Origin of the sequence: Chitinophaga solisilvae (assembly GCF_009928525.1) — a bacterium.
In the GTDB taxonomy this organism is placed as follows: Bacteria; Bacteroidota; Bacteroidia; order Chitinophagales; family Chitinophagaceae; genus Chitinophaga; species Chitinophaga solisilvae.
This window is the reverse complement of record NZ_JAABOK010000005.1, coordinates 137,128-152,939: the sequence shown is the minus strand read 5'-3', so window position 1 is coordinate 152,939 and position 15,812 is coordinate 137,128. Positions and strand designations below refer to the sequence as shown.

Sequence of the window (15,812 nt, the reverse complement as noted above, 5' to 3'; positions counted from 1 at the left end):
GGAGAATTACAAATTTACTTTACAGAAGGGAAAGTAAGTTTGTTATACTCGTTCATGGTACGTGCAAGGCCAATGCTGGCAAAGCTTTCGATGATCTCGGAGCATTTCTCTATTTTCTCCTGTACGATGGGTGCTTCGGTATTTTTCCATTTACCGAGTACAAACTCCACCTGTCTGCCTTTTGGATAATTATTACCGATGCCGAAGCGCAAACGGGGATACTGATTGGTACCCAGGGATTCCTGGATGCTTTTCAGACCGTTATGGCCGGCATCGCTGCCACCGGGGCGTAAGCGGATTACATCCAGCGGTAACGCCAGTTCATCCATAATAACGAGCAGGTTTTCAATGGGTATTTTCTCTTTATCCAGCCAGTACTTGATAGCCCTTCCGCTGAGGTTCATATAGGTGGTGGGCTTAATGACGATAAAGGTTTTACCTTTCCATTTACATTCTGCTACTTCAGCAAGTCTGTCATTGTTAAAGGTGGCCTTATGAGCGGCAACAAAAGCATCTGCCACATCAAAGCCAATGTTATGGCGGGTGTTGCGGTATTCTTCTCCTATGTTACCCAGGCCTGCAATTAAGTATTTCATGACGATTATTTAGAAAGCCGGTGAGCCTCAAAATTAAAAAAGCCTCCCTTAATATAAGAGAGGCCTTCTGGAAAAATATTGCTGATAAGATTATTTCTTCTTAGCGTCTTTTTCAGCAGCTGATTCTTCCTGACGCAGCTGACGGGTCATTACCACAGAAGCGATAGGAATACGTGGAGAGTTGGTGATTTCGATACCTTCTACTTTCACGTCTTCAACACGGATGTTAGCATTCAGTTCCAGGTTTTCGATGTTTACTTCGATGTTCTCAACCAGGAATTTAGGTAATGCTTTTACTTTCAGTGCTTTCAGTTTGCTTACCAGTTTACCGCCGGCTTTAACACCTACGGAAGAACCAACCAGTTTAATGGGCAGGGTAACTGCAACCTGTTTGTCTTCAACGAGTTCCATGAAATCGATGTGAGACAGTTCGTCAGTTACTACGTCAAACTGCAGGTCTTTCAGTACGCATCTGTAAGTTTTAGCGCCCAGTTTAACTTCTGCAATCTGGAATTCAGAAGTGTACACCAGGTTTTTGAATGCTTTTGCAGGAGCTGAAAAATTAACAGTTTCTGCACCCCCGTAAATAACGCAAGGCACTTTTTCCTCAGAACGGATCTGGCGGGTGGCTTTTTTGCCGAATTCGCTCCTGAGTTGTCCTTCGATGGTTATTGTTTTCATTGCTTAAACAATTTATATAAATGATAAAAAAACGTTGTTAATCCTGCCTGCGTTGACTGTGTATAAACAGGCTGGTAATGGATTTGTTTTCGTGCATATTGCGGATGGCAACTGCAAACAGTTCCGCCACAGAGATCACTTTAATTTTGGAACTCTCCGGTCTGATCGGAATAGTATCACAAACCACGATTTCTTCCAGTACGGAATTTTCGATATTCTCATACGCTTTGCCGCTGAAAACGGGGTGCGTACAGAAAGCCCTTACACTTCTGGCGCCTTTCTCCTTCAGGAGGTTGGCTGCTTTGGAAAGTGTGCCGGCAGTATCGCAAATATCGTCAATGAGCACGATGTCCCGGTCTTTCACATCACCTATCACTACCATGCTGGCTATTTCATTGGCGCGTTTGCGATGCTTGTCACAAATTACCATTTCAGCATTAAAGTAGGAGGCTACTTCGCGTACCCTGTTGGTACTACCCACGTCCGGGGACGCAAAGGTAAGATTTTCCAGCTTTAAATTCTCAATGTAGGGAATAAAAATAGCCGAGCTGTCCAGGTGATCCACAGGAATATCGAAGAAACCCTGGATCTGCGGAGCATGTAAATCCATGGTAATCACCCTGTTAGCCCCTGCCGAAGTCAGCAGATTGGCTACCAGTTTAGACCCGATGGCCACACGTGGTTTATCCTTTCTGTCCTGGCGGGCAAACCCGAAATACGGGATCACAGCGGTGATATACCCTGCCGATGCGCGCTTGGCTGCGTCTATCATCAGCAACAGCTCCATCAGGTTATCTGAAGGGGCGTTGGTACCCTGCACAAGGAAAACATAGTCGCCACGGATACTTTCCAGGAAAACGGGCTGAAACTCGCCGTCACTGAACTTCTGAATTTTTAATTTACCAAGGCCATTAAGTCCGTTACCATATCTTTTGGCAATTTTTTCGGCCAATGCCGGATTACTGTTACCTGTGAAGATTTTAACTGAAGGTTGCATACTTGTATACTGGAGAAAAGAGGTGGCAAAACTATGATTTTTGAGTCTACCAGCACGATTTTTTTTTCCCGGACAGGAAATATATCATTCAAAAATAAAGTGTAATTATTTTTGAATCAATTTTATGCAGATGATAATCCGGGAGGAAAATTTTCCATAACAATCCTTAATAAATATAACCATTTTAACAGGAAGTGCTGCAACCGGGGCGGAAAAAATGCAGGGTTGCTACTGAAATATTCCGGCAGGGGAATCGTATATTTGGATAAACAGAATAACCATGTTTGTCAGCTCCCAGCCCGTACCCCATCTGGCCATCCGCAACTGGCCGGAAAGTGAAAAACCGCGCGAAAAATTCATGTCCAAAGGTCCTCATGCCCTCAGCGATGCCGAACTGCTGGCCATACTACTGCATACCGGCCACCAGCGCAAATCAGCACTGGATCTGGCCAGAGAAATCATGCAGCTGGCCAATAACAACCTCCTGGAACTGGGCAAGATAAATTTCCGTAAACTACAGAAACTCAGGGGCGTAGGCCATGCCAAAGCCGTTACCATCATGGCGGCCATGGAACTGGCCCGGCGCAGGCAGGCAGGCAGCATTGATAAAAAAACCGTTATCCGCTGCGGCTCAGACGCCGCCCTCTTCTTCAAGCCCCTGCTGGCAGATCTCTGCTTCGAAACCTTCTATGTGATGTTTCTCAATCATGCCAACAAGGTATTGCATTACCGCTGCCTCAGCAACGGCGGCATGTCCGGCACCGTTGTAGATGCAAAAATTATTTTCCGCGAAGCCCTGGAATCCGGCGCCTCCAAACTGCTGCTGTGCCATAACCACCCTTCCGGCAGCCTGCGCCCCAGCTCCGCGGATATCCGCATCACCCAGAAACTCAAAGAAGCCGGCCACCTCTTCGATATGGAAATACTGGACCACATTATCGTAGCCGAAACCGGATACTACAGTCTCGCTGAAGAAGGTCTGCTTAAATAACTAAATTTCAAAATAGCTAAATCACTAAATCTAATTACTTTCGCATTTATTTATCCAGTTCCAATATGCTCAAAATAGGAATCTTCGGGGTCGGACATCTAGGCAAAATCCATCTCTCTCAGCTGGTATCCATGAAGGATGTGGAAGTAGTAGGCTTTTATGATCCCAGCAATGCCAATGCGGCCAGCGTGGCAGAGCTATACAACATCCCCCGGTATACCACTGCGGAAGAGCTGATACAGCTGGTGGATGCCATAGACATCGTAGCTCCCACCACCCACCACTTTAAGCTATGTGAACTCGCCATCCGCAACGGCAAACATATCTTTGTGGAAAAACCCATGACCAACACCATGGATGAAGCTAAAACACTGGTGAAACTGGTGGATGAAGCCAACATCAAATTCCAGGTGGGGCATGTGGAACGCTTCAATCCCGCTTACCTGGCACTGAAAGGATATGACCTGAAACCCATGTTCATCGAGGTGCACCGCCTCGCCGAATTCAATCCCCGCGGCACCGATGTCAGCGTGATCCTCGATCTCATGATCCATGATATAGATATTGTACTCAGTATCGTGAAATCCACCGTCAGCCGTATCTCCGCCAGCGGCGTAGCAGTAATGAGCGACACCCCGGATATCGCCAACGTACGTATCGAATTCCATAACGGCTGCGTAGCCAATCTTACCTCCAGCCGCATCTCCCTGAAAAAGATGCGCAAAATGCGCCTCTTCCAGAAAGACGCCTACATCGGCATCGACTTCCTGGATAAGAAAACAGAAATCATTAAACTCAAAACACCTGAAGACGAAGGACTCTTCACCCTGGATATCGACACCAACAACGGCAAAAAAACCATCGCCATCGATAACCCGGAAGTAAAACAATCCAACGCCATCAGAATGGAACTGGAAATGTTCCGCGACAGCATTCTCCACAACAGACCCGTTACCGTAAATGCTATAGACGGCCTCCAGGCCATGGATGTAGCACACCAGATACTCGCCAAAATCAACAAATAATTTTATTATTTTATTATTTGAGATTTTGTTCCAAATAAAGAAGCCCTCCGGAAAGTCCGGAGGGCTTCTTTATTTGGAACAAAATCTCAAATAATAAAATAATAAAATACACTTTTAAAAGAGGAGGGCGGCTGCCACCGTCAGGTCCAGCGGTTTGGTAATTTTGATGTTGGACTCCTCTCCTGCCACCAGGTGCACCGGCTGACCCAGGCGCTCCACTACAGTGGCTTCGTCTGTAAACAACGGATCATAGGGCAGCGCAAAGGCCGGCAGAATCAATTCAGAAAGAAATGTCTGCGGTGTCTGTATAATCTTATAACGATCCCTGTCTACCGCCATATTCTTCTCCCCGGATATTTCCCGGATACTGTCTTTCATATCAATCACCGGAATAGCGCTACCATGGCTTAATGCAGCCTCATAACAGGTATGGATCAACGTAGCAGATACCAGCGGCCGTACGCCATCATGCACAAATACCACCGCATCGCCGCTAACTGTGTCCAGCCCGTTCTTTACGGAATGGAAACGGGTTTCTCCTCCCTGGACCATCGTTACCGCCGGCAACGTATCAAATGCCTGCAGGATACTTTCAGCATGGCTGAAGTGCATTTCCGGCAATACCAGCACAATCTCCATATCCGGGTACGCCTGCACAAAGGCAGCTATTGTATGATGCAGCACCGGTTTGCCTGCCAGGTCCAGAAACTGCTTTGGAACGGCGCTCTGCATCCGTGTTCCGGAACCTCCGGCAACGATGATGGCTATCTTTTTTCTGTCACCCATAAGGAAAAAAAATTACGAATTACAAATTACGAATTACGAATGAAGAGCGAAGACATTAGCGGAAAAGTAAATTCTTTATCCGCTAATGTCTTCGCTCTTCATTCGTAATTCGTAATTCGCAATTTGTAATTCGTAATTGAATTATATAATCAGCATGGCGTCGCCATAACTGAAAAAGCGGTATTTTTCTTTAATAGCCTGCTGGTAGGCTTCCATAATCAGATCATAACCGGCAAAAGCGCAGGTCATGATAAGCAGACTGGTTTTAGGCAGGTGGAAGTTGGTTACCAGCGCATTCGGAATAGCAAAATCATAAGGCGGATGAATGAAGGTATTAGTCCAGCCTTCAGCTGCTTTCAGGTGGTTCTGCGCAGTTACGGAAGATTCTACCGCACGTACGGAGGTAGTACCGATGGCACATATCCTGCGGTTTTCTTCTTTCGCCTTGTTCACCACTTTCACGGCATGCTCTTCGATGTGGAAATACTCAGCATCCATTTTGTGTTTGCTCAGGTCTTCCACCTCGATAGGACGGAAAGTTCCCAAACCTGTATGCAGCGTTACTTCTGCAAACTTCACCCCTTTGATTTCCAGGCGCTTGATAAGTTCGCGACTGAAGTGCAAACCTGCTGTAGGAGCAGCTACTGCGCCTTCATACTTTGCATACACGGTCTGATAACGCTCTTTATCTTCTTCTTCCGGCTTGCGCTTGATATACTTAGGCAATGGTGTTTCTCCCAGGGTATCCAGTACCTGTTTGAACTCATCGTCATTACCTTCGAATAAGAAACGGATCGTGCGGCCTCTGGAGGTAGTGTTATCAATTACCTCTGCTACCAGTGATTCGTCATCACCAAAATACAACTTGTTACCCACGCGGATTTTACGCGCCGGGTCAACGATTACATCCCACAGGCGGTTAGCTTTGTTCAGCTCACGCAGCAGGAATACCTCGATTTTTGCTCCTGTCTTTTCCTTACGGCCATACAACCTTGCAGGGAATACCTTGGTATTGTTCACAATCATAACGTCCTTGTCATTGAAATAACCCAGGATGTCTTTGAAAACCTTGTGCTCAATTTTTCCGGTATTACGATTCACCACCATTAAGCGTGATTCATCTCTTGTCTTGGAAGGGTGCTGTGCGATCAGATTTAAAGGAAGATCGAATTTGAACTGTGATAGTTTCATATTACGGTATGAATAAAAATTTTTAGAGTGTGCAAAGGTACTGATTATTACCATTTCTATCAAAAAATGATAAAAATGAATATTAACCAGCAAGTTATATATTATATCCCCTTAGGAATAGCTGCTATCAGCTGTTGTGTGTAGGCATGCTGCGGATGCCGGTAAACCTGGTCTGCCTCTCCTGTTTCCACTATTTTTCCCCGTTGCATCACCATCATACGGTCACTGATGAAACGCACCACAGACAGGTCATGTGAGATGAAAATACAGCTGAACCCGAATTCTTCCCGTAAGCGGATGAGCAGGTTCAGCACCTGTGCCTGCACACTTACATCCAGTGCTGCTACGGATTCATCGCAGATAATAAAGGACGGATCCACTGCCAGCGCGCGCGCTATCACCAGCCGCTGCCGCTGTCCGCCGGAAAACTCATGCGGATAGCGCTGGAAATGTTCCGGTAAAAGGTTCACTTTTTCCAGCAGCTCCATCACTTTCTCCCGCTGTGCGCTTTCCCTGCCATACAGGCCATGTACCTGCATCGGCTCCAGGATAGCCGCCCCGGCGGTTTTCCTCGGATTCAGCGAAGCATAGGGATCCTGGAAGATGAGCTGCATATCCTTACGCAGTGCCCGCATGCCTGCAGGCGATAAACTCCGCAGCTCCTGCCCTTTATAAACAATACTGCCGCCGGTTGGTTCTATTAATCTTAAAACAGAGCGGCCGAGTGTAGTTTTGCCGCAGCCCGACTCACCTACCAGGCCAAGTGTTTCACCGGCGGTAACGCTGAAGCTCACATCATCTACCGCTTTGGCCCATTGGAGCACTTTGCCGGTAAAACTTTTCTTTACAGGAAACCAGGTCTGCAGGTTGTGTACTTCCAGTATGGGCGTACGTTGTGCCAGCAGGTCCCGCCTTGCCTGCAGGGCGGCTTCGCTGATTATCAGCCTGTCGGTCACTTCCTTCACGGCTCCGGCCTTTTCGTATATCTGTCCCCGTTCGTCCGTTTCCATGAAGTCGCGCGTAACGGGGAGCCTTGTCAGGCGCTTATCCAGCGGGGGCCTGCAAGCCAGCAGCCCTTTCGTATAGGGGTGCTGCGGATGCAGGAACACCTGTTGTACCGGCCCTTCTTCCACGATATTACCTTTATACATGACGACGACCCGCTGGGCGATCTCCGCCACCACGCCGAGGTCGTGCGTGATAAACAGTACGCTCATATCCATCTGTTGCTGTAATTCCTTCAGCAACTGCAGGATGGCTTTCTGAACGGTAACATCCAGCGCAGTGGTGGGTTCATCTGCTATGAGCAGCCGCGGGCCACAGGAAATGGCCATCGCTATCATGACGCGCTGTTTTTGTCCGCCGGAGAGTTCATGCGGATACCGGCGCATCATAGCAGCCGGATCGGGTAGCCTTACTTTTGTAAATAGCGCTATAGCCTGTTCCCTGGCAGCTTTGCGCGATACGCGCCTATGCAGCCGGATGGCTTCTGTCACCTGGTTGCCACAGGTATGCAACGGATTGAGAGAGGTCATAGGCTCCTGGAAGATCATGGCAATTTCGTTGCCGCGGTAAGCCCGCATATCCTTGTCCGTTAGCTGGAGGAGATTAACCGGCGCGGTATCTGCGCCATAGTAGAGGATGCTGCCGCCGGTAATTTTTCCCGGCGACTGTATCAGGCGCATGAGCGAGAGAGCGGTAACAGATTTGCCTGAACCGGATTCCCCCACTACGCCGACAATCTCTCCTTTGCCGATAGACAAGGAGAGATGATTTACAGCCTTTACTGTTGTATTATGAGCCTGGAAGGCAACTTCCATATTCTGTATCTCTACCCGCGTGGAATGCATACCGGGAAGATACAACAATTCTAAAAACGCAGGTGCTTCACCGTCTGGTGGCTTTCTATCAGTTTCTGCAGGGAGTCAATACCTACTCTGAGGTGACGTTCTACAAATTTGGTCGTTACTTTTCTGTCGCTTTCCTCTGTTTTCACACCTTCCGGAATCATGGGCTGGTCGGAAACCAGGAGCAGTGCGCCGGTAGGGATTTTATTGTAGAAACCTACGGAGAAGATAGTGGCTGTTTCCATATCTACCGCCATGGCTCTGACGCGTTCGAGGTACAGCTTGAATTCCGCATCATGTTCCCATACGCGGCGGTTGGTAGTGTAGCAGGTACCGGTCCAGTAATCATACCCGGCATCGCGGATGGTGGTGGAGATAGCCTTCTGCAGTGCGAAAGCGGGTAACGCCGGCACTTCTGGCGGGAAGTAGTCATTGGAAGTACCTTCACCGCGAATAGCCGCGATAGGCAGAATGAGGTCGCCGATCTGGTTTTTCTTTTTCAACCCGCCGCATTTACCCAGGAATAATACCGCTTTCGGGGAGATCGCCGTGAGCAGATCCATAACAGTAGCCGCACCGGGGCTTCCCATACCGAAGTTAATAATGGTAATATCGCCTGCAGTAGCACATTGCATAGGTTTACCAACGCCTATAATTTCCACGTTGTTCCATTCTGCAAACATTGTCAGGTAGTTACTGAAATTGGTGAGGAGAATATGGGAGCCAAAGTGCTCTAATTTTTCACCAGTGTAGCGGGGCAGCCAATTAGCTACAATTTCTTCTTTTGTCTTCATAGCCTTTTGACACGCAAATATAAGGAATTGTTCGCTATTCTCAATATTATCCTCGCTATCTTCGCAACAGATCAAACCATACACTGTTGATTATCATCAATTTCCCAGCACCGGACTTCAAGATCACCCGGGAAAATAACCGGGAATTCATTTTCGACCGTTTCCGGAAAAAATATGTGACGCTGACACCGGAAGAGTGGGTCAGGCAGAATTTCCTGAACTACCTCGTGAAAACGTTATCGTATCCGCAGGCGCTGATAGGTATAGAGCGGGAGATATATCTGGGGGAGATGAAAAAGCGGTTTGACATTGTGATTTATAACCGCAGCATGGAGCCCTGGATGCTGGTGGAATGCAAGGAAATGAATGTGCCCATCACGCAGCAGACGCTGGAACAGGTGGTGCGTTACAATATGGTGATACCCGCCCGCTACCTGGTGATGACCAACGGCGTCAATACCTTCTGCTGCACGTACCGGCAGGAGCAGCAGCAATGGGTATTTATGTTCGAAATGCCTGCCTATGGCTGATGCCTGCACTTCTCTCCCCAAAATAAAACCCCTGCCGGAGGCAGAGGTTTTATCAGCTTTATAACAATAATAACTGTACTGATCAGATCAAGGGAAAATACCCAGTTGCTCGTACGCAGCACCCACTTTGTTGATAGCGCAAACATAAGCAGCTGTACGCATATCATGGATCTGCGGATTAGCCATCATGACGTCGCGTACTTCGTGGAGCGCAGTGTGCATGGTTTCTTCCAGACCGGAGTATACCAGATCCACTTCATCCGCACCATGTGCGATGAATTTTCTTTCTTTCTCAGACACTTTTTTACCGGTCAGGTCTTCGATAGTCTGTAAGATGTGGATATTCATATTTTCATCGAAGCGTTTGCCCAGACGGCCATAACGCACGTGGCTCAGGTTCTTCAGCCATTCGAAGTAGGAAACGGTTACACCGCCGGCGTTCAGGAACATATCCGGAACAACGATTACACCTTTCTTATTCAGGATTTCATCTGCTTCAGGCGTCAGCGGACCGTTGGCTGCTTCACCGATGATTTTAGCCTTGATATTGGGTGCGTTGTGTTTATCGATAACATTTTCCAGCGCGGCAGGGATCAGGATTTCGCATTCCAGCTCCAGGCCGTCTGTGTTTTTGTTCAGGTTGGCAGAACCCGGGAAGTTGTTGATAGAACCGGTTGCTTTTTTATGTTTCAGTACTTCATCAGGGTTGAGGCCATTTTCGTTGAAGATGGCGCCATCCCATTCGATGAGGCAGATCACTTTAGCGCCTGCTTCGTGGAAGTACTTGGCGGCATGATAACCTACGTTACCCATACCCTGTACAATCACTCTTTTACCTTCAATACCGGTAGTCAGGCCCAGACGGTCCATGTCTTCCTTGATATTGCACAGTTCACGCAGACCATAGAATACACCGAGGCCGGTAGCTTCTGTACGGCCGCGTACACCACCCTGGGAAACGGGTTTACCGGTAACGCAACCGTAACCGTCGATTTCACCCGGACGTAAGCTCATATATGTGTCGAGGATCCAGCTCATTTCTCTTTCACCGGTTCCGTAATCCGGCGCAGGAACGTCGGTACCGGGGCCGATGAAGTTTTTCTTTACCAGTTCCGCAGTATAGCGGCGGGTAATAGCTTCCAGCTGGAAGGGAGTATAGTTGCGGGGATTGATTTTCAGACCACCTTTAGCTCCACCAAAAGGCACATTTACAATGGCGCATTTGTAGGTCATCAGGGAAGCCAGTGCCATTACTTCGTCCTGATTTACTTCATCACTGAAGCGTATACCACCTTTACAAGGCAGTTTGTGATGGGAATGCTGCACACGGTATGCTTCGATTACCTGCACTGTATCACCGATTCTCACCGGAAACTTGATCTGGTAAACCGCGTTGCAGGCTTTGATCTGCTCCAGGATACCCTTGTCCCATTTGGTGAATGCAGCTGCTTTGTCGAAACTTCTTTCCACACTCTGGAAAAAGCTATAATGCTGATCTTGCGACATAATATGTATGTTTTGGTATAACGATTAGATTATTACGGATTGGTTTTTTCGCGTTGTTCCAGTTTACTGATTTTTCTATCCAGATTAATGAGAAACAGTACTATTCCCAGGAAGATGATCACCAGCACCCCTACAATCACATATATTTTGCCATTACTGCGGAAAAATTCATTCACTGCGCCGGACTCGGTATCCTGTTGCTGTGCATTGGCGAGCACAGAAATAAATAACAGGGCCAGGGTAAGGCAGCATGACAATGCTTTGTTGATCATCTGAAAATATTTTTAAGCTCTAGTTTTTTGTAGCGTACAACGAGGGTATAGATCCATACACTCAGCAGTGTCCAACCTATAAAGGCCGGGTACAGCACCATTTTCATGGTACCTTCCGTATCATTGGAGGCAAAGCCCGGGGTGGTAGCGCTTCCGGGGTGAAGAGAATCTACCATGCGCGGGATGATATAGGTGAGCGGAATCAGCAGTGCAAAGGCAAAGATGTTGAAAACAGCCGAAATACGCGCCCGTTTGTCTATATCGTGAATGGATAAACGAAGAACCAGGTAAGCCATGTAAATGAGGATGGCGATAGCCGTGCACATCTGTTTGGGATCGCTGGTGAGCGTACCTCCCCAGGTGTAGGTAGCCCAAAGGGAGCCGGTAGCAAATCCCAATACGCCAAAGAAAGTGCCTACTCCGGCAGCGCTGGAGGCATATACATCTCTCTTCAGATCATATTTTGACAGAAAAATCAGGGAATTTACCACGGAGATGGTAAACATGGTATACATGCATATCCACATTGGCACATGAAAAAACAATCCACGGGATGATTGTCCATTGGTTCCTATTATCGGTATATTGATCGTGAACCCGGCGATAATTACGTAAATCAGCAGCAGTATCGCTAATGCTTTCCACCAATGTCTGGCCATTTTTTTAACAGCTATATTCGGGGGCAAACCTACACGTTTTATCCTTAATCACAAAGATTTTACGCGATTTTAAGTTTATCAAACATCCCTAAAATACTGTTAAAATTCATTTATATAAGTGCCTGATTTCTTTCGATATTTCGAATTAATCCTTCCACAGGAAAGGGAAAAGCACCATGGTAAGCGCAATCACCAGCACATCCATACCGCCCAGCAGCAGGAACATTTTAGGCAGCCCCGGCTGGTATACCGTCACAAAGGCAGAGAGAGAAATATTGGCCAGGAGCATCAGCACCGGCATAATCAAAGGGAAACCCATTACCGCCATCAGCGCGGCATTATGGTTGGCCTGGGCCGCAATAGCCGCCAGCACCGTAAATAACAGGGATAAACTGACCCCTCCCAGCAGCACAATCCCCAGGAAATAGGGGGCATTGGTCAGCGGATTACCCAGAAACACAATACTGCACAGCAGGGCAATCACACTCATCAGCAACATCAGCACCACATTATAGATGAGCTTCGCCGCAATAAACACCCGCGGATGCACCAGGGAGTAAAAATACAACAGCCGTCCCCGGCTCTCCTGCATAAAGCTCTTGGCAATAGCATTCACCGCCACAAACAACTGTACCACCCAGAACAGCGCATTCCACAACTTATCATCCGGCCGCCCCATCATCAGGTTGATGACAAACACAGTGGAAACAATATACAGCAACACCCCATAGAAGGAATACTGCTGGCGCAATTCCAGCAACAGATCCTTCCTTACCAGCGTAAATGTCTGATGAACTGATTCTTTCATAATTAAGCAGCAAAGATAATAATTACGAATTACGAATTACGAATTGCGAATGGGGAACCCGCTTTGATCAGGCAGGAATAGGAATTAATTATGAATTAAGAATTATGAATGATGAGTTAAAGCGAAGATCAGAGCAAATATTTTTCTTATCCGCTTCGTTCTTCGCTTTAACTCATCATTCATAATTCTTAATTCATAATTAATTCCTATTCCTGCCTGATCAAAGCGGGTTCCCCATTCGCAATTCGTAATTCGCAATTCGTAATTTATTATTCTTTATATTAGCTGCTTGTTAAAATTTTTGCATGAAAAAGATCCTGGTTGCCAATCGTGGAGAAATAGCCTTGCGTATTATGCGTTCGGCGCGTGAGATGGGAATTAAGACAGTAGCAGTATTTTCAGAAGCTGACCGTACTATGCCTTTTGTGCAGTATGCTGATGAGGCGGTGTGTATAGGTCCGGCGCCCTCCAGCCAGTCTTATCTGCTGGGAGAAAAGATCATTGAAGTAGCAAAAGCCACCGGAGCGGATGGTATCCATCCCGGATATGGCTTTTTAAGTGAGAATGCACGTTTCGCCGCGCAGGTAACTGCGGCAGGCATTACATTTATAGGTCCGTCGGCCGCCTCCATAGAAGTGATGGGCAGCAAGCTGGCGGCCAAGCAGGCAGCGCAGCAGTTCGGGGTACCCATGGTGCCGGGCACAGAAACGCCCCTGCGCAGCCTGGAAGAAGCCAGGGAAGTAGTGAAGAAAACCGGCTTCCCTATTCTTATCAAGGCATCCGCCGGCGGTGGTGGTAAAGGGATGCGGGTGGTAAATGCCTCCGAAGAGCTGGAAGAACAGATCCGGCTGGCTAAAAGTGAAGCGATGAGCGCCTTTGGCGATGATGCTGTTTTCATTGAAAAATATGTAGGCTCTCCCAGACATATAGAAATACAGATCCTGGGCGACCGTCACGGGAACTGCGTTTATCTCTTTGAAAGGGAGTGCTCCATTCAACGCCGTCACCAGAAACTGATAGAAGAAGCGCCATCATCCGTGCTGACACCCGATATCCGGGAAGCGATGGGCAAATGCGCCGTAGACGTGGCCAAAGCCTGTAATTATTACGGGGCGGGCACTGTAGAGTTCCTGGTAGACGAAAAACTGAATTTTTATTTCCTGGAAATGAATACCCGCCTGCAGGTGGAACATCCGGTTACTGAACTGATTACCGGCCTTGACCTGGTAAAGGAACAGATTAAGGTGGCCCGCGGCGAACAACTCTCTTTCACACAGGAATCCCTGAAAATAAACGGACATGCCATAGAGCTGCGTATCTGTGCAGAAGATCCGGCCAATAACTTCCTTCCCGACACCGGCAGACTGGAAACCTATATCCGTCCGCAGGGCTACGGCGTACGGGTAGATGACGGCTATGAACAGGGTATGGATATTCCTATTTTCTATGATCCGATGATTGCGAAACTGATTGCCTGGGGCAGCAACCGCGAAGAGGCGCGTCACCGGCTGCTGCGCGCCATTGAAGAGTATCAGGTGAAAGGTATCCGCACCACGCTGCCCTTTGGCAGCTGGGCCCTGCAACAGCCCGCATTTATTGAAGGAAATTTCGATACTAACTTTATCGGTAAGTATTTCACGCCGCAGGTGCTTCAACAGGAGCAGCCTGATGTGGAAAAACTGGCCGCCATCCTGGCTGCGCAGGTATGGCAGCAACAACAGTTATCTTTACAGCAACAAGCCAACTCCGAAAACTGTAAAGCATCCGCGTGGAAAAACAGGAATATGTTAAGGTAAGATTAAAGTAGCTCCGGAAAACCTGAAATTCAAGTAACTTTGCGCCAATTTTTTATATGATACGCAGCATCATACTACAGATTATTGACTTTTTCTACCAGCCGTTTGCCCGGTTTATGCCCCGGCAAACCTTCCGCTACCTTGCGTGTGGCGGAGGCAATACGGCATTGGATATCTTCCTGTACTTCATATGCTATAATTTTGTTTTACATCAGCAGATGGTGGTAACCCCGGTCATTAACATCAGCGCCCACATCGCGGCCCTGTTCATGTCTATGGCCGTTACCTTCCCCACCGGGTTCCTGCTGAGCAAATACGTAGTATTTTCTGACTCTAACCTCCGCGGCCGCGTGCAGCTGTTCCGCTATTTCGTACTGGTAGGCATCTGCGTATTGCTGAACTATGCCCTGATGAAACTTTTTGTAGACAGACTCCACTTCTACCCTACCATAGGCAAGATATGTACCACCGCATTGGTAGTCACTTTCAGCTACCTGACGCAGAAGAAGTTTACGTTTAAAGTAACGCATTCAGGGTAATTACGAATTACGAATTGCGAATTACGAATGTAGCCCGAAGATAAAAGCGAAGACCGAAGCGCATACTTTATAGTATTATCGCTTCGGTCTTCGCTTTTATCTTCGGGCTACATTCGTAATTCGTAATTCGCAATTCGCAATTCGTAATTAACTCTCATAATAGTGTTGTCTGCACCTCGGCTCATACAGGTCTTTTTCACCTAACAAAAGGGTTTCCTTGCTGGTGGATTTGCGGTAGGAGTAATTGGCGATGTTGCCGCATTTTACACAGATGGCGTGCAGTTTGGTGATATAGTCTGCCTTCGCGAGCATGTTGGGAATTTGTCCGAAGGGCTTGCCGGTGAAGTCCATATCCAGCCCTGCTACAATGACCCGGATGCCGCGCAGCGCCAGCTGATCGCAGACGTTGGGCAGTTCCTCATCAAAAAACTGCGCCTCGTCGATACCTACTACGTCTACTTCCTGCGCCAGCAACAATATTTGCTGAGAATTTTCTATCGGGGTGGAGACAATTTTGTTTTCGTCGTGGGATACAATGCTACCTTCCTCGTAACGTGTGTCTACCGCGGGCTTAAAGATCTCTACCTTTAAATTGGCAATACGTGCACGTTTCAGGCGGCGGATCAGCTCTTCGGTTTTCCCGGAAAACATAGAGCCGCATATTACTTCGATCCAGCCTCTCCGTCCTCCTGCAAGAGAAGGTTCAATAAACATATTGTATTATTTTGATTATTAATTAATTAAAATATTCTAATTTTATGCAAATAAAATAATTTCTTTTATAACGCGTTAAC

The 15,812-nt window shown here is 47.5% G+C and carries 17 protein-coding genes; 5 read left to right on the top strand and 12 right to left on the bottom strand.

What is annotated here, in order from left to right; all coding sequences use genetic code 11:
• Positions 1 to 14: 14 nt before the first annotated feature.
• From pth to GWG06_RS11470, 3 genes are all read right to left on the bottom strand, one after another.
• Complete coding sequence (gene pth, locus GWG06_RS11480; RefSeq protein WP_127044154.1) at positions 15 to 596, bottom strand: aminoacyl-tRNA hydrolase; 582 nt, start codon at positions 594 to 596, stop codon at positions 15 to 17.
• Between the two features lie 90 nt (positions 597 to 686).
• Complete coding sequence (locus GWG06_RS11475) at positions 687 to 1,277, bottom strand: 50S ribosomal protein L25 (RefSeq protein WP_127044155.1); 591 nt, start codon at positions 1,275 to 1,277, stop codon at positions 687 to 689.
• Between the two features lie 37 nt (positions 1,278 to 1,314).
• Positions 1,315 to 2,274: a ribose-phosphate pyrophosphokinase gene (locus tag GWG06_RS11470; protein ID WP_127044156.1), complete on the bottom strand. Its 960-nt coding sequence runs from the start codon at positions 2,272 to 2,274 to the stop codon at positions 1,315 to 1,317.
• Positions 2,275 to 2,554: 280 nt separating this feature from the next.
• Here GWG06_RS11470 and radC point away from each other — a divergent pair, with 280 nt between their 5' ends.
• Positions 2,555 to 3,265 (top strand): RadC family protein, encoded by a 711-nt coding sequence (radC, locus tag GWG06_RS11465; RefSeq protein ID WP_160713401.1) that lies wholly within the window; start codon positions 2,555 to 2,557, stop codon positions 3,263 to 3,265.
• Between the two features lie 65 nt (positions 3,266 to 3,330).
• The gene (locus GWG06_RS11460) at positions 3,331 to 4,290 is read left to right on the top strand and encodes a Gfo/Idh/MocA family protein (RefSeq protein ID WP_127044158.1); all 960 of its coding nucleotides are present in this window, start codon (positions 3,331 to 3,333) and stop codon (positions 4,288 to 4,290) included.
• Positions 4,291 to 4,404: 114 nt separating this feature from the next.
• Here the strand turns inward: GWG06_RS11460 and GWG06_RS11455 are convergent, their stop codons facing one another.
• From GWG06_RS11455 to GWG06_RS11440, 4 genes are all read right to left on the bottom strand, one after another.
• Positions 4,405 to 5,076, bottom strand: coding sequence for a 2-C-methyl-D-erythritol 4-phosphate cytidylyltransferase (locus tag GWG06_RS11455; protein WP_160713399.1), 672 nt, complete (start codon positions 5,074 to 5,076; stop codon positions 4,405 to 4,407).
• Between the two features lie 141 nt (positions 5,077 to 5,217).
• The gene (gene queA, locus GWG06_RS11450; protein ID WP_127044622.1) at positions 5,218 to 6,267 is read right to left on the bottom strand and encodes a tRNA preQ1(34) S-adenosylmethionine ribosyltransferase-isomerase QueA; all 1,050 of its coding nucleotides are present in this window, start codon (positions 6,265 to 6,267) and stop codon (positions 5,218 to 5,220) included.
• A 101-nt stretch (positions 6,268 to 6,368) separates the two neighbouring features.
• Positions 6,369 to 8,117, bottom strand: coding sequence for an ABC transporter ATP-binding protein (locus GWG06_RS11445; protein ID WP_160713397.1), 1,749 nt, complete (start codon positions 8,115 to 8,117; stop codon positions 6,369 to 6,371).
• A 20-nt stretch (positions 8,118 to 8,137) separates the two neighbouring features.
• Positions 8,138 to 8,908, bottom strand: a complete 771-nt coding sequence (locus GWG06_RS11440) for an AMP nucleosidase (protein ID WP_127044274.1) — start codon at positions 8,906 to 8,908, stop codon at positions 8,138 to 8,140.
• A gap of 86 nt (positions 8,909 to 8,994) precedes the next feature.
• Between GWG06_RS11440 and GWG06_RS11435 the strand changes: the two genes are divergently transcribed.
• Positions 8,995 to 9,438: a type I restriction enzyme HsdR N-terminal domain-containing protein gene (locus GWG06_RS11435; RefSeq protein ID WP_160713395.1), complete on the top strand. Its 444-nt coding sequence runs from the start codon at positions 8,995 to 8,997 to the stop codon at positions 9,436 to 9,438.
• Between the two features lie 87 nt (positions 9,439 to 9,525).
• Here GWG06_RS11435 and GWG06_RS11430 read toward each other — a convergent pair whose 3' ends face one another.
• The 4 genes from GWG06_RS11430 to GWG06_RS11415 form a co-directional block, all read right to left on the bottom strand.
• The gene (locus GWG06_RS11430) at positions 9,526 to 10,944 is read right to left on the bottom strand and encodes a Glu/Leu/Phe/Val family dehydrogenase (protein WP_127044272.1); all 1,419 of its coding nucleotides are present in this window, start codon (positions 10,942 to 10,944) and stop codon (positions 9,526 to 9,528) included.
• Positions 10,945 to 10,976: 32 nt separating this feature from the next.
• Positions 10,977 to 11,216 carry a CcmD family protein gene (locus GWG06_RS11425; RefSeq protein ID WP_127044271.1) on the bottom strand — a complete coding sequence of 80 codons (240 nt, stop codon included), beginning with the start codon at positions 11,214 to 11,216 and terminating at the stop codon, positions 10,977 to 10,979.
• Entirely contained in the window at positions 11,213 to 11,875 is a 663-nt protein-coding gene (gene ccsA, locus GWG06_RS11420; RefSeq protein ID WP_127044270.1) for a cytochrome c biogenesis protein CcsA, read from the bottom strand. The genes GWG06_RS11425 and ccsA overlap by 4 nt, the downstream gene beginning before the upstream one ends.
• Before the next feature lie 145 nt (positions 11,876 to 12,020).
• On the bottom strand, positions 12,021 to 12,683 hold the full coding sequence (locus GWG06_RS11415) for a heme exporter protein CcmB (RefSeq protein ID WP_160713393.1): 663 nt from the start codon (positions 12,681 to 12,683) through the stop codon (positions 12,021 to 12,023).
• Between the two features lie 305 nt (positions 12,684 to 12,988).
• On the opposite strand from GWG06_RS11415, the gene accC reads away from it, so the two are divergent.
• Both accC and GWG06_RS11405 read left to right on the top strand, forming a co-directional pair.
• Positions 12,989 to 14,479 carry an acetyl-CoA carboxylase biotin carboxylase subunit gene (gene accC, locus GWG06_RS11410; protein ID WP_160713391.1) on the top strand — a complete coding sequence of 497 codons (1,491 nt, stop codon included), beginning with the start codon at positions 12,989 to 12,991 and terminating at the stop codon, positions 14,477 to 14,479.
• 56 nt (positions 14,480 to 14,535) lie between these two features.
• Complete coding sequence (locus GWG06_RS11405) at positions 14,536 to 15,018, top strand: GtrA family protein (RefSeq protein ID WP_235938297.1); 483 nt, start codon at positions 14,536 to 14,538, stop codon at positions 15,016 to 15,018.
• A 147-nt stretch (positions 15,019 to 15,165) separates the two neighbouring features.
• On the opposite strand, the gene GWG06_RS11400 is transcribed toward GWG06_RS11405, so the two are convergent.
• Positions 15,166 to 15,732: a thymidine kinase gene (locus GWG06_RS11400; protein WP_127043812.1), complete on the bottom strand. Its 567-nt coding sequence runs from the start codon at positions 15,730 to 15,732 to the stop codon at positions 15,166 to 15,168.
• Positions 15,733 to 15,812: the final 80 nt, after the last annotated feature.